This window comes from Salsuginibacillus kocurii DSM 18087 (assembly GCF_000377705.1).
GTDB classification, from domain to species: domain Bacteria; phylum Bacillota; class Bacilli; order Bacillales; family Marinococcaceae; genus Salsuginibacillus; species Salsuginibacillus kocurii.
Genome location: NZ_KB898623.1, coordinates 522,258 through 546,860, shown reverse-complemented (window position 1 = coordinate 546,860; position 24,603 = coordinate 522,258). Strand labels below are relative to the sequence as shown.

At 41.9% G+C, this 24,603-nt stretch carries 25 protein-coding genes and 1 riboswitch; of the genes, 18 read left to right on the top strand and 7 right to left on the bottom strand.

What is annotated here, in order from left to right:
- Positions 1 to 55 precede the first annotated feature (55 nt).
- From D469_RS0102695 to D469_RS0102685, 3 genes are all read left to right on the top strand, one after another.
- Positions 56 to 454: a hypothetical protein gene (locus tag D469_RS0102695; protein WP_018921824.1), complete on the top strand. Its 399-nt coding sequence runs from the start codon at positions 56 to 58 to the stop codon at positions 452 to 454.
- A 186-nt stretch (positions 455 to 640) separates the two neighbouring features.
- On the top strand, positions 641 to 1,228 hold the full coding sequence (locus tag D469_RS0102690; RefSeq protein ID WP_018921823.1) for a TetR/AcrR family transcriptional regulator: 588 nt from the start codon (positions 641 to 643) through the stop codon (positions 1,226 to 1,228).
- Between the two features lie 101 nt (positions 1,229 to 1,329).
- Positions 1,330 to 4,479, top strand: a complete 3,150-nt coding sequence (locus D469_RS0102685) for a YhgE/Pip family protein (protein WP_018921822.1) — start codon at positions 1,330 to 1,332, stop codon at positions 4,477 to 4,479.
- A gap of 101 nt (positions 4,480 to 4,580) precedes the next feature.
- On the opposite strand, the gene D469_RS0102680 is transcribed toward D469_RS0102685, so the two are convergent.
- A complete protein-coding gene (locus D469_RS0102680) occupies positions 4,581 to 5,807 on the bottom strand; it encodes an MFS transporter (protein WP_018921821.1) in 1,227 nt (408 codons plus the stop codon).
- A 250-nt stretch (positions 5,808 to 6,057) separates the two neighbouring features.
- On the opposite strand from D469_RS0102680, the gene D469_RS0102675 reads away from it, so the two are divergent.
- From D469_RS0102675 to D469_RS0102665, 3 genes are all read left to right on the top strand, one after another.
- Positions 6,058 to 6,324 (top strand): late competence development ComFB family protein, encoded by a 267-nt coding sequence (locus D469_RS0102675; RefSeq protein ID WP_018921820.1) that lies wholly within the window; start codon positions 6,058 to 6,060, stop codon positions 6,322 to 6,324.
- Positions 6,325 to 6,343: 19 nt separating this feature from the next.
- On the top strand, positions 6,344 to 7,105 hold the full coding sequence (locus D469_RS19440) for a glycerophosphodiester phosphodiesterase (protein ID WP_018921819.1): 762 nt from the start codon (positions 6,344 to 6,346) through the stop codon (positions 7,103 to 7,105).
- 66 nt (positions 7,106 to 7,171) lie between these two features.
- A complete protein-coding gene (locus D469_RS0102665) occupies positions 7,172 to 7,642 on the top strand; it encodes an S-ribosylhomocysteine lyase (RefSeq protein ID WP_018921818.1) in 471 nt (156 codons plus the stop codon).
- 94 nt (positions 7,643 to 7,736) lie between these two features.
- Here the strand turns inward: D469_RS0102665 and D469_RS0102660 are convergent, their stop codons facing one another.
- Entirely contained in the window at positions 7,737 to 8,363 is a 627-nt protein-coding gene (locus D469_RS0102660; RefSeq protein WP_018921817.1) for a cysteine hydrolase family protein, read from the bottom strand.
- A 174-nt stretch (positions 8,364 to 8,537) separates the two neighbouring features.
- Between D469_RS0102660 and D469_RS0102655 the strand changes: the two genes are divergently transcribed.
- Positions 8,538 to 9,032 (top strand): Lrp/AsnC family transcriptional regulator, encoded by a 495-nt coding sequence (locus D469_RS0102655; RefSeq protein ID WP_018921816.1) that lies wholly within the window; start codon positions 8,538 to 8,540, stop codon positions 9,030 to 9,032.
- Complete coding sequence (locus tag D469_RS0102650) at positions 9,029 to 10,201, top strand: aminotransferase (RefSeq protein ID WP_018921815.1); 1,173 nt, start codon at positions 9,029 to 9,031, stop codon at positions 10,199 to 10,201. Before D469_RS0102655 ends, D469_RS0102650 begins: the two co-directional genes overlap by 4 nt.
- Positions 10,202 to 10,366: 165 nt before the next feature.
- Here D469_RS0102650 and D469_RS0102645 read toward each other — a convergent pair whose 3' ends face one another.
- A complete protein-coding gene (locus D469_RS0102645; protein WP_018921814.1) occupies positions 10,367 to 11,731 on the bottom strand; it encodes a sodium-dependent transporter in 1,365 nt (454 codons plus the stop codon).
- A 169-nt stretch (positions 11,732 to 11,900) separates the two neighbouring features.
- Here D469_RS0102645 and yugI point away from each other — a divergent pair, with 169 nt between their 5' ends.
- Positions 11,901 to 12,320 carry a S1 domain-containing post-transcriptional regulator GSP13 gene (gene yugI, locus D469_RS0102640; RefSeq protein ID WP_018921813.1) on the top strand — a complete coding sequence of 140 codons (420 nt, stop codon included), beginning with the start codon at positions 11,901 to 11,903 and terminating at the stop codon, positions 12,318 to 12,320.
- Between the two features lie 99 nt (positions 12,321 to 12,419).
- On the opposite strand, the gene D469_RS0102635 is transcribed toward yugI, so the two are convergent.
- Positions 12,420 to 12,647, bottom strand: coding sequence for a DUF378 domain-containing protein (locus D469_RS0102635; protein WP_018921812.1), 228 nt, complete (start codon positions 12,645 to 12,647; stop codon positions 12,420 to 12,422).
- A gap of 213 nt (positions 12,648 to 12,860) precedes the next feature.
- Here D469_RS0102635 and D469_RS0102630 point away from each other — a divergent pair, with 213 nt between their 5' ends.
- Together D469_RS0102630 and D469_RS0102625 are read left to right on the top strand one after the other, a co-directional pair.
- Positions 12,861 to 14,219: a glucose-6-phosphate isomerase gene (locus D469_RS0102630; protein WP_018921811.1), complete on the top strand. Its 1,359-nt coding sequence runs from the start codon at positions 12,861 to 12,863 to the stop codon at positions 14,217 to 14,219.
- Between the two features lie 272 nt (positions 14,220 to 14,491).
- On the top strand, positions 14,492 to 14,890 hold the full coding sequence (locus tag D469_RS0102625; RefSeq protein WP_018921810.1) for a YugN family protein: 399 nt from the start codon (positions 14,492 to 14,494) through the stop codon (positions 14,888 to 14,890).
- Here the strand turns inward: D469_RS0102625 and D469_RS19435 are convergent.
- Entirely contained in the window at positions 14,879 to 15,898 is a 1,020-nt protein-coding gene (locus D469_RS19435; protein ID WP_018921809.1) for an ion channel, read from the bottom strand. The two genes, D469_RS0102625 and D469_RS19435, sit on opposite strands and share 12 nt — an antisense overlap.
- A 253-nt stretch (positions 15,899 to 16,151) precedes the next feature.
- Between D469_RS19435 and D469_RS21925 the strand changes: the two genes are divergently transcribed.
- From D469_RS21925 to D469_RS0102600, 4 genes are all read left to right on the top strand, one after another.
- Complete coding sequence (locus D469_RS21925) at positions 16,152 to 16,316, top strand: hypothetical protein (protein WP_018921808.1); 165 nt, start codon at positions 16,152 to 16,154, stop codon at positions 16,314 to 16,316.
- Between the two features lie 191 nt (positions 16,317 to 16,507).
- Positions 16,508 to 16,741 carry a hypothetical protein gene (locus D469_RS21920; protein ID WP_156816879.1) on the top strand — a complete coding sequence of 78 codons (234 nt, stop codon included), beginning with the start codon at positions 16,508 to 16,510 and terminating at the stop codon, positions 16,739 to 16,741.
- 374 nt (positions 16,742 to 17,115) lie between these two features.
- On the top strand, positions 17,116 to 18,306 hold the full coding sequence (locus D469_RS0102605; protein ID WP_018921806.1) for a MalY/PatB family protein: 1,191 nt from the start codon (positions 17,116 to 17,118) through the stop codon (positions 18,304 to 18,306).
- Between the two features lie 178 nt (positions 18,307 to 18,484).
- Complete coding sequence (locus D469_RS0102600; RefSeq protein WP_018921805.1) at positions 18,485 to 18,970, top strand: YwpF family protein; 486 nt, start codon at positions 18,485 to 18,487, stop codon at positions 18,968 to 18,970.
- Positions 18,971 to 18,984: 14 nt separating this feature from the next.
- Here D469_RS0102600 and D469_RS0102595 read toward each other — a convergent pair whose 3' ends face one another.
- Positions 18,985 to 19,605: a stage II sporulation protein M gene (locus D469_RS0102595; RefSeq protein ID WP_018921804.1), complete on the bottom strand. Its 621-nt coding sequence runs from the start codon at positions 19,603 to 19,605 to the stop codon at positions 18,985 to 18,987.
- A gap of 478 nt (positions 19,606 to 20,083) precedes the next feature.
- On the opposite strand from D469_RS0102595, the gene ytkD reads away from it, so the two are divergent.
- Positions 20,084 to 20,560, top strand: a complete 477-nt coding sequence (ytkD, locus tag D469_RS0102590) for an RNA deprotection pyrophosphohydrolase (protein WP_018921803.1) — start codon at positions 20,084 to 20,086, stop codon at positions 20,558 to 20,560.
- A gap of 192 nt (positions 20,561 to 20,752) precedes the next feature.
- Here the strand turns inward: ytkD and pckA are convergent, their stop codons facing one another.
- Positions 20,753 to 22,336, bottom strand: a complete 1,584-nt coding sequence (pckA, locus tag D469_RS0102585) for a phosphoenolpyruvate carboxykinase (ATP) (RefSeq protein WP_018921802.1) — start codon at positions 22,334 to 22,336, stop codon at positions 20,753 to 20,755.
- A 151-nt stretch (positions 22,337 to 22,487) separates the two neighbouring features.
- Here pckA and D469_RS0102580 point away from each other — a divergent pair, with 151 nt between their 5' ends.
- Positions 22,488 to 22,895 (top strand): thiol-disulfide oxidoreductase DCC family protein, encoded by a 408-nt coding sequence (locus D469_RS0102580; protein ID WP_018921801.1) that lies wholly within the window; start codon positions 22,488 to 22,490, stop codon positions 22,893 to 22,895.
- 72 nt (positions 22,896 to 22,967) lie between these two features.
- Positions 22,968 to 23,083, top strand: a riboswitch (SAM riboswitch).
- Positions 23,084 to 23,353: 270 nt separating this feature from the next.
- A complete protein-coding gene (gene metK / locus D469_RS0102575) occupies positions 23,354 to 24,556 on the top strand; it encodes a methionine adenosyltransferase (protein WP_018921800.1) in 1,203 nt (400 codons plus the stop codon).
- Positions 24,557 to 24,603: the final 47 nt, after the last annotated feature.

The following is a 24,603-nucleotide window of genomic DNA, read 5'->3' as shown; positions in this document are numbered from 1 at the left end:
CAATAATATTTTCGGTTTATTAATATTTACGATGTTGGAATGAGGAGTGTCGTTAATGGATAGAACTCGCTTACTATTAAAGTTTTCTGCAGTGTTTGCTGTAATAGGTGTGATTATGGGTTCACATATGGCTGGAGCTGGTTCACCTTCCCTTTCACCCATTCATGCTCATATTCTCGTTGTCGGCTGGCTATCTTTATTTGCCTTTGCCGTGTTTTATAAAGTCTTTTCAATACCGAAATCTTCTAAACTTGCAAATTCACAAGCCTGGACCGGGGCCTTGGGGTCAATTGGATTAACTCTAGGTATGTACCTCCATTATTTTCAGCCAGGTGGGATTCCAGATGTTGTCTATCTAATTTTTTATATTGTCGGTGGGAGTGTACTAGCGCTTAGTTTCTTTTTATTTGCTATCATTGTATTCCACCCCCAACTAAACATATCAGAAGAATAATCTTCAGAGTAACGTTCTAGCGTGTAATTAGGCCAAGAAGAGCTTTCGTTAGCCCTTTTTATTATGGAACCTATCTAGTACAGTTAACACTTCTATAAAGAAAAAATAATTGCCGCTAGAAATTGAGTGCCTTTTTGACTATAATTTAATTATAGTCATTTTATTTTCCCAAGAGGGGTGGCTGCTATGAAGACACAGGCCATTGATCCTGAGCGATTTCGCATGATTGTGAACGCTGCCCGGACTTCCTTTGATGCCTTTGGATATAAAGGCACTACAATGGACCAAATTGCCAAACGGGCTGATGTTTCAAAAGGAAGCGTTTATAATGAATTCAAGAACAAAGAAGAACTTTTTATGTTTATTTTGCAACAAATGATAGAAGAGATGGACCGCGTGGCTGAAAAAGCAACCATTCCTGGACTTTCTCCAGAGGAAAATTTACAAAATGTATTATTTGAGATGCTTCAATTTCGAAATGATCACCACCTGATTTTAAAATTAGTTCAAGAAGTAAAAGAGGTAGGTACTAAAAAAGCAGAAGAAGGTCTTTCGTTTTTAGAAGAACAAACCGTCTCGTTAATACAAAAGCGGGTAGAGCGGTTGCTTGAACAAAATCTAATTAAACCATGCGACACGAAATTAACAGCTTTTATCATGTTTAAAATGTATACGGCACTCGTTTCTGATTGGGAAGAACGTAGAGAACCATTATCGCGAGATGAAATTGCAGCTTCTTTTCGCCTGTATATGTTAGATGGTTTAAAAAAGTAACCAATTGTTCGGTTGAAGCCGAACTTCTTTTTTAAGAGATTTTGACCAAAAAACTTATTTGGTCAATAAGTCAATGACAAATATAAAAGGGAGAAAATAATATGTTTCAAGGGGTTATTCGTGAATGGAGAGAAACAGTAAAGAATCGTAAATTGCTCGTTCCTGTAATAGGTGTTTGTCTCATTCCTTTCTTATATGGGGCGTTATTGTTATGGGCGTTTTGGGACCCGTATGCCCAAACTGAGAATTTACCAGTAGCGGTTGTAAATGAAGATGAAGGGATAAACATCAATGAAGAGAGCATACAGGTTGGTAATGAACTTATCCAAGAATTAGAGAAAGAGGATACCTTTGATTGGCAGAGTGTTGATCGAGCGCAAGCAGAAGAAGGATTAGAGGACCACTCTTTTTATTTTGCTGTTTTTATTGAAGAAGAATTTAGCGAACAAGCAACGGAAGTCCTGACTACTGACCCTGAAAAAGCAAAGTTAACCTACAGCTTGCAGCCAGGCTATAATTTTGTAGCGGCACAAGTAGGGGAACAGGCAGTGACAGAATTAGAGCAGGAGCTGGAACGGGCTCTAATATCCACCTATGCTGCGATGGCTTTTGAGCAATTAGATGACGGTGAAAACGATTTAGCATATGCAGTGGAAGGAGCAGGGGAAGTAGCCGCAGGTTCACGAGAGTTAGAAAGAGGAGCTAATGAGATAGAAGGCCATTTAGATACATTAACACATGAGCTTATGGCCTTATATCAAGGAGCAGGTAAAGGAAGCGAAGGAAATGCCGAGCTTTTGGGAGGGGCAAATGAGTTAAAACATGGAAGTGGACGATTAGTGGAAAGCTCAGAACAAGTTGCAACTCAACTTGAAGCAGCGCTTCCGTTTTTTCAAAACCGGGCTGAGGATGCGTTGGCTCAAGCTAATCAAATGGAAAGAAAGCTGGAAGCTCTTCCATCTCAATTCAAAGCTGTATATGAAGAGGAGGAGAAGCGTTGGAATGAGGTTAAAGGTGCAATCACTTATCAAGAACAAAAACTGGCGAATAGATGGGAAAAAGGCTGGGATCAAATTGATGCTTATATAAAGGCGGTGGAAGAAGAAGCTCTCACTGCGGCAGACGGCAGGTTTGCTGAACAACTCGACTATAAAACTGGAACTCTTAGCAGCAATGAAACAATGAATCAGGTGGCAGAATATGAAAATGAAGTAAAAGAAATGATAACAGAGCTGAAACGGTTAAATGAGAAGTGGCATGAAGAGCTCGAGTCATTTCGTAATTTCAATAATAAAGAAACGCTTGCTAATGAATGGAAGGATTGGATTGCCTCTACGGACGAATGGATAGATGCTACGCTTGTAAGGTTGGAGGGATGGGACCAAGAAAGCTTAAATAGAACTGAAGGAAATTTTAAAAAGTGGCACGATGATGTAAAGCACCAATGGGCCGTGCTGAACGAAGAGGTCAATCAATGGGACGAGAAGTTTCGTCAACAACGTCCGAACTGGGAAAAGGTAGAAACTAGTGACTCTCATATCCATCAGCAGACAGAGTCCCTTCAGCAAGAACTAGAAGCATTAAGAGACAATGTTGAAGGAGATGAAGCTGAGAAGGTTGATGCTTTTTATGAGCGAGCACTAGATCATTTAGAAGCTATCGATGGGGAACTAGATGAAAGGAAAAGGTTGACTGAGGAAGAAAGAGCAACAGACGGGGGAAGTAAAGAAGCGTGGGAGGAGCACTATACGAGAATTCAGGACGTTGAACTGCCTGCTATGCCAGAGGACCATAGAAACGTAGAACCGCACATTGATACAAATGAGCAAGTAGAAACATTAATGGAGTTTCAAGAGCAAATGAATGCTCTCGCGGCTGTACCTGATGAAACTGTGGCAGACCAGAGTACTCATGAGCTGGATTTCACCGCTCTGGAGGAGCTTTATCATCAACAACAGGAGCAGTTGGTCTCTTTGGAAGAAAGCTTCTCATCCACCATGTGGAAAAAGGCGAACGTAGAACAAAATACGAATAGCAACGCTACTCCCAAAGGTAATGATATTGAAAGTACACAAAGGCAAGAACTAGTGACGACACGAGCAGATCATGCTTCTACTTATTTGCAGGCTGTGAAGGAGGAAGTAGAACGTGAGCTTGCAGCTGAAAAAGAGCAACTCCAAACTACAATACAAAAGAGAGAAGAAGCAGCAAAAAATGAATTGGACTATTTATTTGGGAAGTATCACCCTCAAGTAATAGAAGGGACCCATCAACTACAGACGCTACAAACGACCGGACGTGAAGTAGTAAACCAAAGCGAGCAGCTTCCTGAATACGCTACGCGTCTGCAAAGTGTTGCTTTGCAGCTTCATCAAGGGCATCAGGATTTGCAGAGCGGGGTGCTTGAGCTTCATGACGCATGGAACAGCATAGAAGATGCAGGAAATGACCTTGTCAGCGGAGCAAATGATATCCATGAAGGTAGTGTCGAGTTAGAAGAAGGATTACTTGAACTTTCACACGGTAGTCGTGAATTGGAAGAGGGATTAACAGAAGGAAAACAAGCACTAGCTGATTTAGAACGAGGTGAAGAAGTTGAAAAGAAAATAGCAGCACCTGTTGAATCAAGCGAAATGAAAGAGCAAGAAATTCCAAATTATGGGTTCGGGTTAACTCCTTACTTTTTGTCATTAGGCCTTTATGTAGGAGCATTGACATTATCCATTGTCTTTCCTTTCAGGGACCCGTTAGGCGCTCCGTCCAGTGCGTTAAACTGGTTTAGCGGCAAGCTTGGCTTTATTATATCGATTGGGGCGGCTCAAGCCCTTATTATCATTTTAACTATGTTATTTGGAATTGGTCTTGAAGTAGAAAGTATATGGCGGTTTGTAGTATTCACCTTGCTTACGAGCTTCACCTTTATGACGATTGTCCACACTTTAATCACTTGGTTGGGAGACCCAGGCCGTTTCATTGCTATTATCTTGTTAATCTTACAGTTAGGAGCTAGTGCCGGGACCTTTCCAATTGAACTTGTACCTGAACCGTTACAAATGCTGCATCCGTTTTTGCCAATGACCTATGCGGTTTTAGGTTTCCGTTCAGTCATTGCCCTGGGAGATTGGTCGGTGTTCCTCCAATCATCACTCATTTTATTAGGCATTAGTTTCATATTTATGATGCTGTCCTATTTGTATTGTTATTTACGACAGCGGCAATATAAAAATAGCGAGAGGGAAGAAATAGCATAAGTGGAACCCGTAGAGGCGATTGTCTGTCCCTGTTTAGAGAAGAAGCAAGAAGGCTTAGCTTGAATAAGCTGCCTCTTCTTGCTTCTATTTGTTTCTAGTCATTAAGAGGCATGATGTTTAGAGGAAGAGGGCAAAACAGCTGTTTCATTTCTCGACATGATAATCCACAGAACTCCAGCACAGACCGCAAATAATAAGCCAGATATAATAAATACGGAGGATATTCCCATGATCCCTGCCAGCATACCGCCGCTGACTGGGCCAATCACATTACCTAAAAAACGAAAACTTTGGTTGTAGCCCAGGACTTCACCTTGCATAGTTACCGGGCACACTTGCCGGATATAGGCCGTCATGCATGGAATCAGCCCGCCGACCTGCAGCCCAAATAAAAAGCGGAGTATGATTAACTGCCAAAGCTCTGTAACAAAGGCTTGCGGAATAAAAAAGACAGCTGACAAAATAAGCAGCAATAACAAAATACGTACATGGCCGACTTTATCTCCGATGTCCCCCCATTTTTGGGTAGCAATTAAATTACCTAAGCCAGTCACAGAAAACGCCATTCCCGCTAAAAATGCAATGTTCTCTGTGCTATTTAAATCATTAACATATAAAGCCAGTAAAGGCTGTACGCTGAAATTTGCGGTTTGGATTACTAAAGAAACGACCATAACCATTAATAATACAGGGTGGGTGACAATATGGCGCAGGATTTCCTTGCGACTGTAGATCGTAGTGTCTTCCCCTTCTTCATGATGAATGACTTCTCTTACTCCAAATAAGACTAAAAAGGTAGCCAAAAAAATAACACTCGAGGTCAATAAAAACGTTAATTGAAAACCAGCTGTATCAGCCACTACACCGCCTAACAGTGGCCCCATCAATCCTCCTGACACCGTTCCGGTTTGAAGTGTTCCAAGCGTACGCCCTGCGGTTTCCTTTTTGCTTTGGGCAGAAATGAGTGCAATAGCTGTTGGAATAAAGCCTGTTACAATCCCCATAAACATTCGTAATATGAAGAGGCCCATGACAGATTGGACATAGCCCATGAGAAAGAGGCTGACGGCGACGCCGAAGCCGGTAATAATTAAAATCTTTTTTCGGCCAAAGCGGTCACCAAACCTTCCCCAGATAGGAGAAAATAAAAAAGCCACCAAGAATGTGACGCCAAACACATAGCCCGACCATCTTTGGACATAAGCGTCAGAGTAGCTGCCGAACGTTTCAATGTATAGTGATAAAAATGGAAGCACCATTGTGGCACTGGCTGCGATGAAGAAATTGGCAAACCACATAATACGTAAGTTTCGTTGTTCAATCTTCATAAGCGATGTCACCTTCCGTAACGAACAATATGTTTCGTTACACTAAATAGTATACCGTAAGTTTTAATCTATGAAAAGTCGCAGCCAAGGTATCAGAAGAATGAAAGATGAATTCCATTGGTGTCAGCCAGTGTCATCTGTTGTTGTTCAGAAGGCAGGGATTCGAAAATAGTGCGTTCGTTCGTGTATAATTAGAAGTGAATCCAAGCGAATTCTCAGCAATTACAATCATTACAGTACGGGAGGTATTATGTTAGTAAATGCAATGGAAGAATTGACGAGGCATACTTTAAATGAACACTTAGATGATTTAAAAATGGATTGTACATGTGAAAAGTGTCAATTAGATACACTAGCCCTTGCTTTAAACTGGCTGCCTGCACAGTACTATGTAAATAATGAAGGTCGTTCTTATGTGAAAGCCAAATATATGGATTCTCAAGAAAGCACCAAGATTCTCAGTGTACTTGCCGAAGCTGCTCAAATCGTTTCAAAACACAAATCACATCAGGGCTAGGTCAGGAGGGTTGCATGTGATGGCACAATTTTTTCAACGTCCTCTTTTAATTGCTCACCGTGGCGTGGCCAATCAGACAAGAGAAAATACTATGCAAGCTTTCCGGGAAGCGGTGGTGCGAGGAGCAGATTCAATTGAAACGGATGTACGCCAATTAGGGGACGGGACATTGGTCTGTTTTCATAATCGCAAATGGCGGCGTATTCCTCTTCGTCAATTGGATTACCAATCCTTTATTGAAGAAACGGAAGAGCTGGGCTGGGCCCCGCCTACGTTAGAAGAGCTTCTGGACTATGCTAAAGGTCGTGTACATATTAATCTGGAATTAAAAGAGCGTGGAATCGAAGCAGATGTGGTAACTTGTATTTCCAAATTTGGCCTGAATCAACAAGTTCTTGTGTCCTCCTTCCATGATGCGGTTATTGAAAAAATTAAAGAACTCGACGAGTCTATTCCTACTGGCTTATTGCTAGGAAAAAGCTTATTCCAACATAAGTTTCGTTTCACCGCTTATATTAGCGACTTATTTCCGGAACGAAGAATAAAAAAAGTACAAGCTGATGTGGTTTGTCCTCATTTTCGACTGATTCGTTTTCAATTTGTCCGCCGTATGCATGCGATAGGCTGTCCGGTGCATGTTTGGACCGTTAATGATTTAAAGCGTATTAAGCGACTAGTGAAAAAACACGCAGATGGTATTATGACAGACCAGATACACGGCGCTTCAGAAATGCTGGATGAGTGGCTTGAAAACAGCGTGACAGAAGGTAAGAGGCCATGATTTGGCTCAACTTAAGTTTCGTAGTATCATAGGGAGTATAATCCTTAATTTATAGGAGGGATCCTTTTGCCACAAGTTGAAAGCTTTGAACTCGATCATACCATCGTCAAAGCACCTTATGTGCGCCAGGCAGGAACAGAGAAAGTAGGGACTGATGGAGTTGTAAATAAATTTGATATCCGTTTTGGCCAGCCGAATAAGCAAGCCATGCAGCCTCCGGTTATTCATACACTCGAACATTTACTTGCTCTAAATATACGCCGTTTTACAGAAGATTATCCGCATTTTGAAGTAATTGACCTTTCGCCAATGGGCTGCCAGACTGGTTTTTATCTCATCATGAACGGCGAACCAAAAGTCAAAGAAATCATTGATATTTTAGAGAAAACAATGGAGTATGCTTTGGATTATGAGGAAGTGCCAGCCGCTACAGAAGAACAGTGCGGACAGGCGAAGCTTCACGATCTAAATGGTGCGAAAAAATGGATGAAATATTGGCTCAGCCAAGATAAAAAAAGTCTTCATGACGTATTTTAATAAGCAGTGATAAAGAAAAAGCCCATTTCCTTTAATTTCACAAGAGAAATGGGCTTTTTTATACTGTTCAAAATGGAAAACTAGCTTTACTATTTTATTTGCAGCTTTGATAATAGGCTATTGCTTTTTCAATGATCTGGGGCATGTCCAATTCGGCCTGAGGTGTAGTGTCGGCTTTTAATACGTCTTGAAGGTGGCGGATTGCAAAGTTATGGTCTTCGTTCGTATTCGATGCCGAACAATCTTCTGGAATAATTAAATCATATTTACGCATATAGGCATCGTTTGCCGTAAATTGGACACACATATTGGTAGCCACCCCGGCTATGATTAAAGTTTTTACATCTAGGTATTCGAGCAAGAGTTCAAGCGGCGTAAAGAAAAAACCGGAAAACTGTGGCTTTAATACAAAATAATCTTCTCTATCGGGTTCTAAATAAGAGACGATGGAACTGCCGCGCATTTCTTTTTGCAGGCAGTGCTGAATAATTTGTTCAAAGTTACTTTGCCAGCGCCCGTAATTATCATTCACATAAATGACGGGAATGTTGTGATCTTTTGCTTGTTGTTTTAAAGCAGCAGCCTTTTTTGCCGCTTCAAGGGCGTGAGGATATAACTTTTCCCCGTCCACAAATTCTAAGTCATTTATAAAATCAATGAATAATAGTGCCACTGTTGAGGTATCAGGTACATGGCCAGTTGTTTTATCAATCGTTGACATTGTGGGCCTCCTTGATATCGAATTGACTTATTTTATAACGAATCTTTTACAACGTATCGTCTGAATTTTAAAAAACAAACAACCATCCATCCTCTTACGTATGATAACATAGACGATATCTGAAAAGTGTTAGCTTGTCCTATGAAAAGGGAATGAGAAAGGAGCACCGATTAAATGGATGCTAAAAAATTAGAAGTTCTTCGTATTTTAGAAGAAAATGCAAGAACGGATATAGAAACGATCGCTAAAATGACAGATCAAAGTGAAGAAGAAGTCAAAGCACAAATTGTAAGCCTTGAAAATGAAAAAATCTTGCTTAATTACACTGCTGTGATTGATTGGAGTAAAGTAAGTGATCAGGAAGGCGTAACAGCAATGATTGATGTCAAAGTAACGCCGCAGCGCGGAGTAGGTTTTGATGAAGTAGCAGAGCGTATTTATCGCTTTCCAGAAGTGCGTGCCTTGTATTTAATGTCTGGTGCATATGATCTTTCTGTCGTAATTGAAGGCAAAACGATGGCCGAGATTGCTCGTTTTGTGTCAGAAAAGCTATCTACACTTGATCCTGTCATTTCAACCACCACTCATTTTCAATTAAAAACATATAAGCATGATGGTGTGGTATTTGAAAAGGGTGAAGGTGATCAAAGGATTGTGTTCTCACCATGACTGTAAAACAAACATCAAGATTGTCTCAAGCTGTCCAACGTATTAAACCTTCTGGCATTCGACGCTTTTTTGATTTGGCTTCAACGATGGAAGATGTTATTTCTCTTGGCGTTGGCGAACCAGATTTTGTTACTCCCTGGAACGTAAGAGAAGCAAGTATTGCGTCCATGGAAAGAGGGTACACCGCTTATACAGCGAATGCTGGATTGCCTGAATTACGTGAAGAAATTGCCCGTTATATGGAGGGGCGTTTCCACGTTTCCTATGACCCTATGGAGGAAATTCTAGTAACGGTAGGTGCGAGTGAAGCGCTGGATTTAGCGATCCGCTCGATTGTAGATCCTGGAGAAGAAGTGATTGTTGTAGAACCAACCTTTGTTTCTTATGCTCCGATCGTTTCTCTAGCTGGAGGGGTGTGCAAAACGATTGGCACGAAAAAAGAAAATGCCTTTAAGTTAACCCCCGAAGAACTTGAGAATGCAATTACGAGCCGGACAAAAGCAGTGATGCTTTGTTTTCCAAACAATCCGACTGGCGCTGTTATGACGAAAGAAGAGCTTCGCCAAATTGCTGATGTGATTGAACGCCACGACCTGCTCGTCATTTCTGATGAAATTTATGCTGAATTAACATATGAAGAGGAGCACTATGCCTTTTCTCGATTAGAAGGAATGAAAGAAAGGACGATTGTCATTTCTGGATTTTCTAAAGCATTTGCCATGACCGGTTGGCGCCTTGGCTATGTCTGCGGACCTGAGGATATTGTAAGCGCTATGCTTAAAATTCATCAATACGCAATGATGTGCGCTCCGTCTCAAGCCCAGCACGGAGCACTGGAAGCCCTTAAAAATGGCAGGGAAGACCTGGAACGCATGGTGGCCAGTTACCGGCAGCGACGCAACTATATTGTGAAATCTTTTACTGACATTGGGCTTTCTTGTCATATGCCAGGTGGGGCATTTTATGCGTTTCCCTCTGTAGAAGAGTTTAACAGTGACGCGCATGAATTTGCCGAACAATTGCTATTGGAGGAAAAAGTAGCGGTCGTACCAGGCGATGTGTTTGGAGCTGGAGGAGAAGGTCATATTCGTTGTTCTTATGCAACTTCTTTAGAGTCCTTGAAGCTAGCGATTGAACGAATTGAACAATTTACGTCGAGCAGAAAGTAAGTAAGATTTTGGTCATGAAACGGCCTGAAAAAGATGCACAATTTAAAAAAGACAAAGCCTGGGGGCTCTGCCTATATAGAGGGGGAATTACTAAAAGTATTCCCCCTTTTTAAGGTTTTAATCCATCTCCTAAGATGTAATTTTAGTTCACTAGCAAAAAATAGTTTAAATAGTCGGCCCGATGCCAGGCAACCAGCCCAGTACATAAAGGAAAACGATAATAATGGCCAACGGAGTAACAAACCGCAGCATGAAGAGCCAAGTTGAGAAAAATCCGCTCCCCAGATTACTTCCTTGCAGCAGTTCGTCTCTTAAGACACTTTTGCTGATTTTCCATGGGACAAATAAGGAAATAAGCAATGCTCCAAGTGGAAGTAGAATATTACTTACAAGATAGTCCATTTGATTGAAAAATATGTCTCCAAAGATCAGCCAATCGCTTAAAATACCGAATGAAAGGGCAGAAGGTATCCCCATCAAATAGACAAGCAGTCCTGAGGTCCAAGCTACTTTTTTACGTTTGCTCGGATCTTTTTTTGTGAATGGTGCAATCAGTATCTCTAGCAATGAAAAAGCTGATGTGAGCGTTGCAAATAAAAGCAGAGCTGCAAATAATGCAAAAAAGAAAGTTCCGAATGCAAGCTCATTAAATACAGCCGGCAAAACGATAAAAATGAGAGGTGGTCCTTCACTTGGTTCAAAACCTAGTGCAAAGACAGCAGGAAAAATAGCAAGACCTGACAGTAAGGCAATGAATAAGCTTAAGCCAACTATAGAACCTGCTGAACGCGTTAAGCTTTCACGTTTGGGGACGTAAGAGCTGTACGTAACCATTACGGAGACGCCCAGGCTTAAAGCAAAGAAGGCTTGACCCAAGGCAAATAAAAAAGTTTCTCCAGTCACTTCGGAAAAGTCAGGCTGCAAAAAGAATGCTACGCCTTCCATGGCTCCGTCCAATGTTACTGAACGAATTACAATGATAATAAATAATATAAAGAGTGCAGGCATGAGCCATTTACTTGCTCGCTCAATTCCTTTTTGAATACCAGTTTGAACAACCAGGACTGCCATTACCATAAATGCCAGATGAGCCAAACCTACCTCTAATGGATTGGCAGTAATAGATTCAAACAACAATTCAAAATTTCCGTCCGGCGGTGATAACTGGCCAGTAATACTACGAACAAAATAAATCACGATCCAGCCGCCCACGACACTATAAAAAGAGAGCAGCAAGAAAGAGGCCGCAATACCGAGGAGACCGACAAAGTACCACGGCGTCCCTGGAGCCGCTGTTTTATAGGCCTGAATGGCATCTTTCCCTGTGCTTCTTCCTAAAATAAATTCCGCGAGCAGCAAGGAAACCCCTAACGTAAGCGTTAATAAAATAAAAATTAGAAAAAAAGCCGCTCCGCCATTAGTTCCGGCAACGTAAGGAAGTTTCCACACGGCCCCCAATCCAATGGCAGAACCGGCAGCTGCTAAGATAAACCCAATTTTAGATGTCCACTGTTCAGATTGATTAGTCACGATTCTTCTCCTTTAAATCAGTAAAATGTAATAGTATTAAGTTGCAACATCCTTTGTATTCTGTCAAGTGGGCAAGGGGGTCATTGCGCTAATTCCTTGGATATGCGTTGTCAAATCAACGAAAATATGTTACCCTAACGTAGTTAATAAATAGTTAGGGGATGTTTGCATGTCAGTAACACAATACGAAGTAGGCACCATTGTAGAAGGAAAAGTTACCGGTGTAAAACCTTTTGGTGCTTTCGTTGCGCTTGATGATAACAACCAAGGTTTGGTCCATATTTCGGAGGTGGCTCACGGCTACGTTCAAGACATCAATGACGAGCTTTCCGTTGGTGATGAAGTGAAAGTTAAAGTGAAGTCCATTGAAGAAGATTCAGGGAAAATTTCTCTATCAATCCGCGCTACTCAAGAAGCTCCAGAGCGCAAAGAGCGTCGTAGCGGAGGCGGAGGCGCACCAAAACAAGGTGGCCAAAAGAAAAACCAACAACAAAATCAAGGCTTCAACACGCTTGAAGACAAACTGAAGGATTGGTTAAAACAATCTAATGAAATTCAAGCAGATTTGAACAAGCGTGCACGTAAATAAAAGGCGTGAAAAGACCCCGAGCACAGATTTGCTCAGGGTCTTTTTTACGGAAGGTGCTCTAATCTTCAGAAACCCATGCAACAGAAGCACCGCTTATATTTACGTTTGTGGCTCAGGGTCTCTTTCAAATTCATCACTAGGTTTAAACAATAAGGTAATTGCATAAAGACCAGCCAGACCAACAAGGGCGTAAATGACCCGGGAAAGAGCAGCTGTTTGGCCACCGAAAAGGGCAGCTACAAGGTCAAATCCGAAAAAGCCAATTAACCCCCAGTTTATGGCTCCTATGATGATGAGAACGAGTGATGTGCGTTGCAATCCATTCATCTTCTCACCTCCCTTCACTAAATGATGGATGGACCAGGGAGCGACTTCATAAGATTAAGGCCGTACCCTTTACATAAATATAGCGCTGCTTTGCGTATCGCGGTCCAGTTCTTGATTTTATTCCAATAATTTCTTATACTTTAAGAATCTTTGCATGTTCGGTAAATGAATGTGAAATGCTATTCAATCTAGATCTAACAAAGGAGGCATAACATGACTTATCATGTTCAATTAGACGAGAGTTATGCGTTAAACTGGGTTTCTGCTCAAGAATTAGAGCAACTGCAGCCAGCAATCTCTCTTGCCCATGAGCAGTTACACAACCAAACGGGAGCAGGCTCTGACTTTTTAGGATGGCTGGATTTGCCTGAAGCCATACAGGGGGAAGAATATCCCCGCATTCATAAAGCTGCTGAACGAATCAAGCAGCAATCAGATGTTCTGCTTGTCATTGGTATAGGTGGGTCATATCTAGGAGCGCGAGCAGTAATTGATGCACTGTCGCATAGTTTTCGCAATCAGTTGAGTAAAGAGAAGAGACAGGCACCAGAAATATATTTCCTTGGCCACCATATGAGCCCATCATATATTCAGGATTTGCTGGAAACACTAGAGGGTAAAGATGTTTCGGTAAATGTTATTTCTAAATCAGGAACGACGACAGAACCAGCAATTGCTTTTCGTATTATTCGCGAATGGTTGCAAAATACTTATGGGAATGAAGAAGCGGCAAAGCGCATTTACGCGACAACCGACCGGGAAAAAGGCGCGCTCAAAACCCTTGCTGACGAAGAAGGATATGAAACGTTTGTCGTGCCAGACGATGTAGGCGGTCGTTACTCCGTGTTAACAGCGGTTGGGTTACTGCCGATTGCAGCAAGTGGCCTTGATATTGATGGCCTTATGAAAGGGGCTGCCAAGGCAAAAGAGGAATTGTCCGAGCCAGATCTTAAGAAAAACCCAGCATATCGTTATGCGGCTGTTCGGACGGCTTTACACCAAAAAGGAAAAGAAATTGAACTGCTTGTCAATTATGAACCAAAGCTTCACCACCTTTCTGAATGGTGGAAACAATTATTCGGAGAAAGTGAAGGAAAAGATAATAAAGGTATTTTTCCAGCTTCTTTAAACTTTTCCACCGACCTTCATTCGATGGGCCAATATGTACAAGAAGGCCGACGACATCTGTTGGAAACGGTCATTCAAGTAGATGAACCAGGAAAGGATGTTAAGCTGCCTAAGACAGAAGATGATTTGGACGGCCTTAATTACGTAGCAGGCGAAACCATAGACACCATTAATAAAAAAGCATTCGAAGGGACATTGCTTGCTCATACGGACGGAGGCGTGCCGAATATGGTTATTCGCTTGCCTGAACTTTCCGAAGAGAGCTTTGGCTACCTTGTTTACTTTTTTGAAAAGGCCTGTGCCGTCAGCGGGTACTTATTAGGAGTTAATCCATTCGACCAGCCGGGAGTTGAAGCATATAAGAAAAATATGTTTGCTCTTTTAGGTAAACCAGGGTTTGAAGCAAGAAAAGAAGAGCTTGAACAGCGCCTTCGTTCTGAGTAGGCTGCTTTATTAAACGACTTGGGTAAAGGTGGCTTTCGCTTCAAACTATTTTTCTCACCGGTGTCTTAGCTTCGGCTTCTTGAAGATTTTTAGCAGGGAGAACACCACATTTTTGAAAAGTTTATGTTAACACTAAGGCAAGGTTTCCGTCGGTAAAGATGGGCCTTGTCTTTTTAATGGAATAGTTTATCCAATTTGATTGGGGTGTGGCAGAGTGCATAGGTGAAGGGGGCAGAGGGAAAGCTAGGCGTTAAACAAAAGGAGGTTTAATCATGGAAGAACTTCAATCAAAGTTAGTGGGTATGGAGATAACCATGAAAGAGCTGATAAAGCAAAGTGAGCCGCTTGGTTTTGAAGTCGGAGGGGGTTGGGAATACGATCACGGTTATTTGGATTATAAGGTAAAAGACGACGGGATGTACCACTTTGTAAGAATTCCATTTTTTGCGGTCTCCGGAGAAGTTAGTGATAAAGAAGCATTGGTGAAATTAGGACAGCCCTTTGTATTAAACCATGCTTATGAGGACGGAGTGGATGAAGAGGTAGATAATTACAATGCTCTTATGAATCAATTCGCTAGCCCAGAAGACCCCGACGCGAAAGTAGACCCTGATGATCTCAGCGAAGGGGAGAAGGTCCTTCGTTCTTTAGAAAAGACCTTAACTCCCTGATTCAGCTAATTGAATAACAATTAATCGATCTTCACTGAAAATAGGGGTGGTCGGAGAAGGGGAAAAATAATTAACCTTTTCTCTTTGATAGCCAATCACTTTTTTGTTTTCTTTAAACAGTCGTTCGCTAAGGCGTTCTAACGAATCTCCTGCCCAAACTTGCGGAATGGCCTGAAGTTGTAAGGCGTTATGGCCTGGGGTCATTAGTTCAACAAAGAGTTCCGATGTACCATGCTGGTGGGAAGTATCGGCCATGATCGTACTCATAATGCTCGATGAAGAAATAAGCTCATCTGCGCCTGCATGATTTGCATGGGAAACATATTCTTCAGTTAAAAGTTCCACAACAGTAAACAACGAAGGGTTAACAGCTTTAACTGTTAATAACGTCATCACACTTAACGCATCGATTGTAGTTTCATCTTCACTAGCGGACCCAGCAGTGATAAGAACTGTACTCGCCTGGGTGGTATTTGCATTTTTAAGTGTTTCCTGTGAACTGGGGTCACCTTTTATAAACGTTAATTGCGGAACGGAAGGAAGCGGGTGTTCTTCTAAATGGTTATCGATCAGTACAATTCTGAGAGTAGGATAGAGTGATGTAAGCTGTTTAATAGCTTTATTCGAACGGGCATTCCAGCCAATAATAATCATATGATTCTCCTTGTGAAATGGTTTGGTGCCTTGTTCTCGTTTCGTTCTGTCAGTAATAATGGTGGAAGCAAAATTAGATACAAAAACAGTGACAAAGCCGAAGCCTCCAATAACAAGCAACCCAGCCACGACACGGGTTATACCTTCTTCTGGAACATAGTCTCCATAACCGACGGTAGTTAAAGTTATAATTGACCACCATAAGCCGTCAGTAAAGTGGGGGAAGGTATCAGGTTCCAATTTTGTAGCTACATAGGCGGCTGTTGATAATAGGAGAGTAAGTACTAATATAAGGCGGAACAAAAGAGAACGGCTTGGATTATTAGACGAATTAGAGTTTGATTGAAAAGCCATAAAGGGTTCTCCTTTTCTTCGTTTTTTCACACCGTAAGAATGTATAATTAGTTAAAGAAACAGTATACGTGCAACTAAGGCTCAGCCTATGCCGTAGGCTTGGCTTTGCCAAGTTTCTTTATTAATCGAGGCAGACTAAGCTTATACAGGTGCTTATTATGATAGAGAAGCGGTCCATAAGTAGTTTCACCAAATTATTGCAGTGTTAATCACTACTTGGTAAGATCAAAGAAAAAGAGATTGGGATGAGCTCATGATACAAGCAATTTCTTTCGGGATTGCCATGTTTGTCGGCTGGTTATTCCTTGATTGGATGAATGAAAAACGGATTCGTAAAGAAAAAGTAGTTGAAGCCCTGATTGCAGCGGCCATAGGGGCAGGAGGCTGGTTGATTTTAGATGTGATATTAAGCTTCTAAGATGGTGGCACTTTGAATGAATGGTAACGTTAAAAAGCAAAAGGAAACGTTGGAACAGAATACATATACAGAGATAGGAAGTGCTTATAGATATTGCCAAAAGAGAGTGTAGTAACAGATCCAATGTCAGGTGTATTCAGCTTTATGGTAGCTTATGGAGAATCTTCGTAGGGCTAGGATTGATAGTAGGCATGTTCACTGTTTACGCAGCGTTCTTTGGTTCAGTTATGAACTTTGCCTTTTTGTTTGCTGGCACCGTATCCACCAATCCGCTTATAATTCTGCTTGCTATTTTCTTAATGGCTGGAGGGCATAACAGTGGCCGTTTTGGTGGTGATCGTTACGTTCAGCCCCACTTGCGGGAATGGTTTCAAAAGTATCCTCTCCCTAAAAGAGAAAAGCCAACACTTAAAACAGCTGCATAAGCTTTCACAATCGCCGTGATGCCACGGCGATTTTTTGCACCGTAAGAATGAATAAATAGTTGAAGGAAGCGGTATAAGTGCAACTAAGGCTCCTCCTTCGCCGTAGGCTTGGCTTTGCTAAGTTTTCTTTACATAGAGGAGAAAGATGGAGAAGGAGTATAAATCGAAAGAGTTGGTTACATTAAGGAGCTCCTCTAAACCGTGGTCCTCTAATCCACAGCGCAGCTTAAAAGCAAGGATAAGATCTGACGATTAAAAGGCAAGGGGGGAAAGTAAAATAAGTGTTCCACCTTCCATCTTTTTTGATCGTCCAGTAGAATGAGGAGAGAATTGAAAAGTTTGAATTCGGAAGTTGGAAAAGGAGAGATCGTTTCGTGAACTTTGATGAAGAGATTAAACGAAAACATACGCATTCTATGAAATGGGATATGCTGCAAGAACGTTATGAGTCTGACGACTTGTGGGCTATGTGGGTAGCTGATATGGACTTTAAAGTGCCACAGGAAATTCTAGATGCCCTGCAAGAGGTCGTGGACCACGGTGTCTTTGGTTACCATTTCCCTCCAGATTCGTTAAAAGAAGAAATCCGGTCTTGGCTGGACCGACGCTTTGATTATGCGATTAACCCTCAACAAATTGTCTTTACCCCTGGGGTAGTACCGGCAATCCATCATTTGATACAGACTTTTACAAATGAAGGTGATGGCATTGTTATTCAGACACCTGTGTATTATCCATTTTTTGCGCTTGTCAAAGAAAATAACCGCAAGCTTCTTGAAAATCCGCTGACAGATGAGACTTCAGGCTTCACTATGAATTTTGAGCATTTGGAAGAACAGTTTAAGAACGGAGCTAAAATGCTTATTCTTTGTAGTCCCCATAATCCAATCGGCCGGGTATGGACAGAAGAAGAACAGAGACGTTTAGCAGAGCTCTGTGAAAAATATGGAGTATTTGTAGTATCCGACGAGATTCATGCTGACTTAATTTTTAAAGGGAAGCACCTGCCATTTTCCAATGTGGCAAGAGACTATAGTATAAATCTAGCCACTTGTATGGCTCCTAGCAAAACTTTCAATTTGGCTGCGCTGCAGATGTCCTATGTCATTTTTGATGATTCTACCTTACAGAAGTCTTATGAAGCTCAGTTAAAATCAAATTTTGTCGGTGGCATCAGTCCATTTGCAGTCGCCTCTTGTGAAGCTGCCTATCGTAAAGGAGAGCCGTGGTTAGAGAAGCTTCTTGCTTATATCCAAGAAAACATTAGTTATGTAAAGAAAGAAATAAAAAACCACCTGCCTGAAGTGACAGTTCATGAGCCAGAAGGAACCTACTTAATTTGGATTGACTTCCGCAAGCTTGGGTTTACGAGCACTTCCTTACAAAAATGGCTGCGTGAAGAGGCTGGTTTGGCGTTAGGAGAAGGGCACGTATTTGGAAAAGAAGGCAGTGGATTTGCCCGAATGAATGTGGCTTGTCCAAAAGGTCATGTCGAAGAAGGGGTGCGGCGATTAAAAGAAGCTTACAAAAAGCTGCCTAAACATCAGGAACATTCATCTTCCTAAACAGAACTTAATATAGATTGGGAAAACTTGAGCCCTCTGCCTTCTCACTGTGGTGAAAGGTAGGGGGCTTTAACAAAATGGGGCAGGCAGCTTGAACGTTCTATTCTAATATGGGCTAGCCTTTTCTTAATGGGTAAAAGTGTGATTAAATGAGAGAAAGAAAACAGGAGGGGCAAGGATGAAAACCTTTCGACTTAAAGGATTGGAATTAGTATTTTTAAAGGATGAGTCTCCTGTTCATGAGTCAATTTCCTATAAGGAAGGCCTTGTTATCAACCGTGAAGAGGGAACTGGCTGGTGGCTGGTTGATGCTGTTATTTCGCCTAAGTATAGAGAACGGTTTAACACTCTTCTCGAGAGCCAAGAGCCTTTCGTAATGGAAGTGACCATTACTGATGAAAATAATGACCCGGCGACAATGATTGGCCATGTCCGAGAAATTCATGAATTATCGGAAGAGCTGGGAGTTTTATTTGATGCGAAAATGGCGATTCAGCAAGAAGACGTTTTTAATTTTATTTTAGAGACGTTAATTGCAGACGGTTATTCTGGGGATGCCTTATTGGAAGAATTTAAAAACCGCAAAGAAAATCAAGGATCGTGGTCCGAACAAGTGGCCAAAAAACTTTATAGCGAGGTTAAACGTGAGTCGTATAAGAAGTAGTTTATTACACCTGACTATGAGGTTAATAATAAAGGTGTAATAAACCCTTCTATGAGAGCTGCTAGCACAATAAGCGGAGCAACCACACCGATATACATTTTAAAGGCCTGGTGTATGGACTCGGATAAACGAATGTCGCGTCGTGCTTCAGTGAACAGCTTTTTGGCTGTATCGATACTTAGGACAATTCCTACGGCACTGGCTAAAAATAAGCCAACCATTTCAATAATGCCGTGTGGAAGAATACCAGTAACAAAAAGCGGGAGCGGGCTTTCGCCGCCGTGAATTTGTACATAGGCCATAACTACACTTACTGACCCTGCAGTAGCTATTGGACTTAGAAGAGGAAGAACAACAATGGGGATAAAACCGAGCAGTACAACGAGCAAGGAAACTTGCAGGTTATTTAATAAAATAACCCAAAACAACTCTTGGTGGCCGGTGTCTGACTGCACACCGAGGTCTGAAAACTGAGCTTCTAGTTCTCCCATAACCATTTCAAGAAGCCCGGAATTAGCCAGAAGAAATGCATAAACGCCAATACCGGCCACTAGTGAAACTATCATGGCTACTAGGAAAGCCATTAAATATTTATTTTTAAATTGCTCCCATTGTTCCTTGTAAAAAGTCTTCATCAGTTGCCGCCCTTTCTTCAAACCTTTAGTACACAGCTAGTACGGTTTTACCCTCTTGGTAAATTACCTAAACCCTGCTCATAAGCGATGTAGCTTTCTTTTCTATATTCTAAATTACCTGAATTAGCGCAGGCAAAAATGTAGGACTTTTACTAGCATATTTAGCGAATTAGAAGGGTATGAGAATAAAGGTTATTTTATATGAAGTTCACTTTTTGTCTACGTACACATTCTCTAGCTTAAATTAAAGGCTGGATAACGAGAGCTATTAGTACTGTCCCGGCTGCCGGGGGTAATCAACGATCATTACGCCGCATTAGTCCCGTATTTGTACCTTGCTGAATAGAAGGGGGAAGAGAGTCAAAGTGAATAAACGTACCAAGAGGAAAAGCAAGCAATAATGAATTAATAAAATTGCAGCAGAGAAGTGTAAGCTTCTTCATAGGTAGCATACTTAGGAGCGGAGGAAGTACATTTCATGAAAACATTTTTGGATTATTATAACAATCAAGTTCGTCTATCTTTTGAATATGAACCTTTCTCTACCCAGGCCAAACATGTATGGGTGATATGCCAATATAAAGGACGCTGGGTGTTAACTAACCACCCACGACGAGGATATGAGTTTCCAGGCGGCAAGGTGGAAAAGGGAGAATTGCCTGAAGCAGCAGCTATACGTGAAGTATGGGAAGAAACGGGTGGGCGAATTGAAAACTTACACTATCTGGGGCAATATGAAGTTAGCGGACGAGCTGATGTAGTAATTAAGAATATCTACGCCGCTAATTTAAGCCAGTTGATTGAAAAAAGGGACTATATGGAAACAAAAGGCCCTGCCATATATGACCTGCTTCCAGAAAATATCCGCGAAGACTCTTCCTTTAGTTTTATAATGAAAGATGAAGTTTTAAAGGAATCATTAACATATATAAAGAACCACCTTATGTCCACATGAAGAAGGGAAACGGAAATGCTACTCCCCCTTTTCACACGTTTCTGGCCAGCATTCCTATTCAGTAGGAAGTATATGATTCAACATTTTAATTCGGCTTAACTCTGCCATCGTTAAAACCTCCCCACCCTTTCGTAAAAAGAGATGGAGAGGTTTTATCTGCTTCAGAAGTGCACAACGTATAAATGAGTAGTCTTAAATTTGTGGGCCAGCTTGTTGAATCGAAGTGTCTACGTCTGCAAACTTTTTGAAGTTCTGCTTGAACTGTTCAGCAAGTTCATTTGCCTTTTGGTCATAAGCATGGGGGTCCTCCCAGGTTTGACGGGGCTGCAGTACATTATCAGGTACCCCGGGGCAGCGTGTCGGTATATGAAGACCAAAAATGGGATCCACGACAGTTTCAACTGATTGCAGATCGCCCTCTAAGGCCGCTTGCACCATAGCACGAGTATAGGTTAAATTCATGCGCTTTCCAGTTCCGTAAGGCCCTCCAGACCAACCGGTGTTGACTAGATATACATTAACATTCTGTTCGAGCACTTTTTGCCCAAGCATTTTTGCATATACTGAAGCCGGCAGCGGCAGAAATGGTGAACCGAAGCACGTTGAAAAGGTAGCTTCTGGCTCGGTGATTCCGCGTTCTGTACCAGCTAATTTACTGGTATAACCACTTAGAAAATGATACATTGCCTGTTCTTTTGTTAAACGGCTAATAGGAGGTAAGACTCCAAAGGCATCTGCTGTTAAAAAAATGATTGTGTGCGGGTGCCCTGCCCTGCTAGGTGTGATGGCATTCGGGATATGTTGGATAGGGTAAGCTGCCCGTGTGTTTTCAGTGTAATCGGTATTGTCATAATCAGGTTGGCCGGAAGCTGGTTCTGTTACTACATTTTCTAGCACGGACCCAAACGTAATAGCATTATAGATTTCAGGCTCTTTCTCAGCAGACAAGTTTATACATTTTGCATAACAACCGCCTTCAATATTAAAAATGCCGTTGCTGGACCAACCGTGTTCATCGTCTCCAATAAGGTAACGGTTAGGGTCGGCTGATAAGGTAGTTTTGCCTGTGCCGGAAAGGCCAAAGAAGAGGGAGACCTCACCTTCCTTGCCGACATTTGCTGAACAGTGCATGGGTAGTACATCTCGTTCAGGCAGAAGTGCATTCATAATAGAGAAAATAGATTTTTTCATTTCTCCTGCATACTCCGTTCCGCCTATTAGAATAATCCGTTCTTCAAACGAAATGATAATAAACGTTTCAGAGCGGGTATGGTCAATAGCAGGGTCTGCTTTAAAATTTGGGGCCGAGACAATCGTAAATTCTGGTACGATATCTTCTAATTCTTCTTCGGTAGGCTTGATAAACAGTTGCCGGGCAAACAGTTGATGCCAGGCATATTCATTTACCACCCTAAGTGGAAGCCGATAAGAGGGATCTGCACCTGCAAATGCATGGCCAACGTATAAATCATCTTTAGTTTCAAGGTATGTGAGCACCTTTTTATACAAATTTTTAAAAGTGGATTTTTCCATAGGTTGATTAACAGGACCCCAATCAATGCGTTCCCGTACAGAAGGTTCATCTACTATATATTTATCTTGCGGGGATCGGCCCGTATATAAGCCTGTGGAAACATTTAAGGCTCCTGAGGCGGTAAGGTGTCCTTCCTTCTTATGGAGTGCTTCTTCTACGAGCGAAGAAACAGCTAAGTCTGTTTTTGTAGGCCGGTTTTCAATCATCCGCTCTAATTCGCTTGTAAGGCTCACAATACTCATAAAGGCAAAACCCTTTCTGCAAATGTGCAAAACTAAATTTGTAATCGCTTTGTTGGAATTAGTATAACACATTTATTCATTTGGTCCACACTATTTTTAAAAAACTTCAAAATATAGTGTGATTAATTAGTTAAAAGAGAGGAGAATTAGGATGCAGTCTTTACTCGTATTTTATGATGGAAAATGCCCGCTGTGCGTAGAAACCAAACGCAGGCTGGAACAACTGGACTGGTGGAACCGCCTCGAATGGAAATCGATACATGAGAATGGGGTTATCGAAAGTTATTTTTTCTTATCAGAAGAGGCAGTCCAGGCTTCAATGCACCTTCTTGTTGATGATACCTATGTGTATCACGGTTTTAGCGCAGTAAGGAGAATAATGCTTGCCCTTCCTCTTACATCTGCTCTTGCTTTATTATCTTATCTTCCAATGGCACGGCCTTTAGGAGAACGTCTCTATGCTTGGGTTGCGTATAATCGTTACCGGTTTAAAAAAGAAGCACCATCTTGTAATGATGGTTTGTGTCAAATTCAACAAAAGCAAGGGGGAAACAAATAGAAAGTAAGGAGAATCAAGCAACATTCGTTGACATGGTCGAGGAAAAACGATATCATATGTCGCGAACGGATACTCTTATCCCGAGTTGGTGGAGGGACAGGCCCAATGAAACCCAGCAACCATCCCCAGGTAACAATGGAGGAAAGGTGCTAACCTGGCAAGGCCGTATATGCCTTGGAAGATAAGAGGCGAAAAAGGTGAACCGACAATAACCCTTTTCCTCGCCTAATGGAAAAGGGTATTTTTACACTTTAAGAAAGCTTTGCTCTCTTAAATGTAAAAAGGATAAGAAAAGCTTTTATTCCTTAAAATAAAAGCTTTTCTCCATGGATATGAAGCGGAGATTTTCTCTTTTTAGGCTGATAGTACCTAAACCGCTGGATGTCGTTCTCTTTTCCTACCGGCTTTTGGTCCGGGAATGAGTGCCGTATCATAGAGCTCTAAAAGGAGGAAATGACGTGGAACATACAGGACGAAGATTATTTACATCTGAATCAGTGACAGAAGGCCATCCTGATAAAGTCTGTGATCAAATTTCTGATGCGATTCTTGATCAGATGTTAAAAGAAGACCCGAATGCTCGGGTAGCTTGTGAAACGGTGGTAAATACAGGCTTAGTGCTTGTAACAGGAGAGATTACTACTTCTACGTATGTAGATATTCCCAAAGTAGCACGTGATACGTTGAAGCGAATTGGATATACACGGGCGAAATACGGGTTTGATGCAGATACCTGTTCTGTATTAACATCTATTGATGAACAGTCTGCAGACATTGCTCAAGGAGTAGATGAAGCCCTTGAAGCAAGAGAAGGGCAAATGACAGAAGAAGAGATTGAAAGTATTGGTGCTGGTGATCAGGGATTAATGTTTGGTTATGCAGATAATGAAACAGAAGAATTGATGCCAATGCCTATCTCCCTTGCCCAAAAGCTTGCCCGCCGCTTAACCGAAGTTCGCACAGACGGAACCATTCCTTATTTGCGGCCTGACGGCAAAACGCAAGTCACTGTAGAATACGACGACGAAGGCAACGCTAAGCGGGTGGATGCTATTGTGATCTCGACACAGCATCATCCTAAGGTGACAATGGAGACGATTGAAAAAGACTTAAAGGAACATGTCGTTTCAGCTGTAGTTCCTGAAGACTGGCTGGACGAGCAGACCCAGTATTATATTAACCCAACCGGGCGTTTCGTTATCGGAGGCCCACAGGGAGATGCGGGCCTTACTGGCCGAAAAATTATTGTAGATACGTATGGCGGCTTTGCTAGACATGGAGGCGGAGCCTTCTCCGGTAAGGACCCTACAAAAGTAGATCGCTCGGCGTCTTATGCAGCGCGGTACGTAGCAAAGAATATTGTGGCCGCAGAACTTGCAGAGAAGTGCGAAGTCCAGCTCGCTTATGCTATTGGCGTGGCCCGTCCAGTATCTATTTCTATTAATACATTTGGCACAGGCAACGTATCTGAAGAAGTACTTGTCGCTATAGTTCGTGAGCACTTTGATCTCCGACCGGCTGGCATTATAAAAATGCTCGACTTGCGCCGTCCTATTTATGAACAAACTGCAGCGTACGGTCATTTTGGCCGCACGGATATTGAACTCCCATGGGAAGCTACAGATAAAGCAAGTGTGTTGCGTGACCAGGCGTATGTTTAAAGAATGAGTGGAGATCTTCCACTACGGAGGAGTTTGTCCGAGAACCA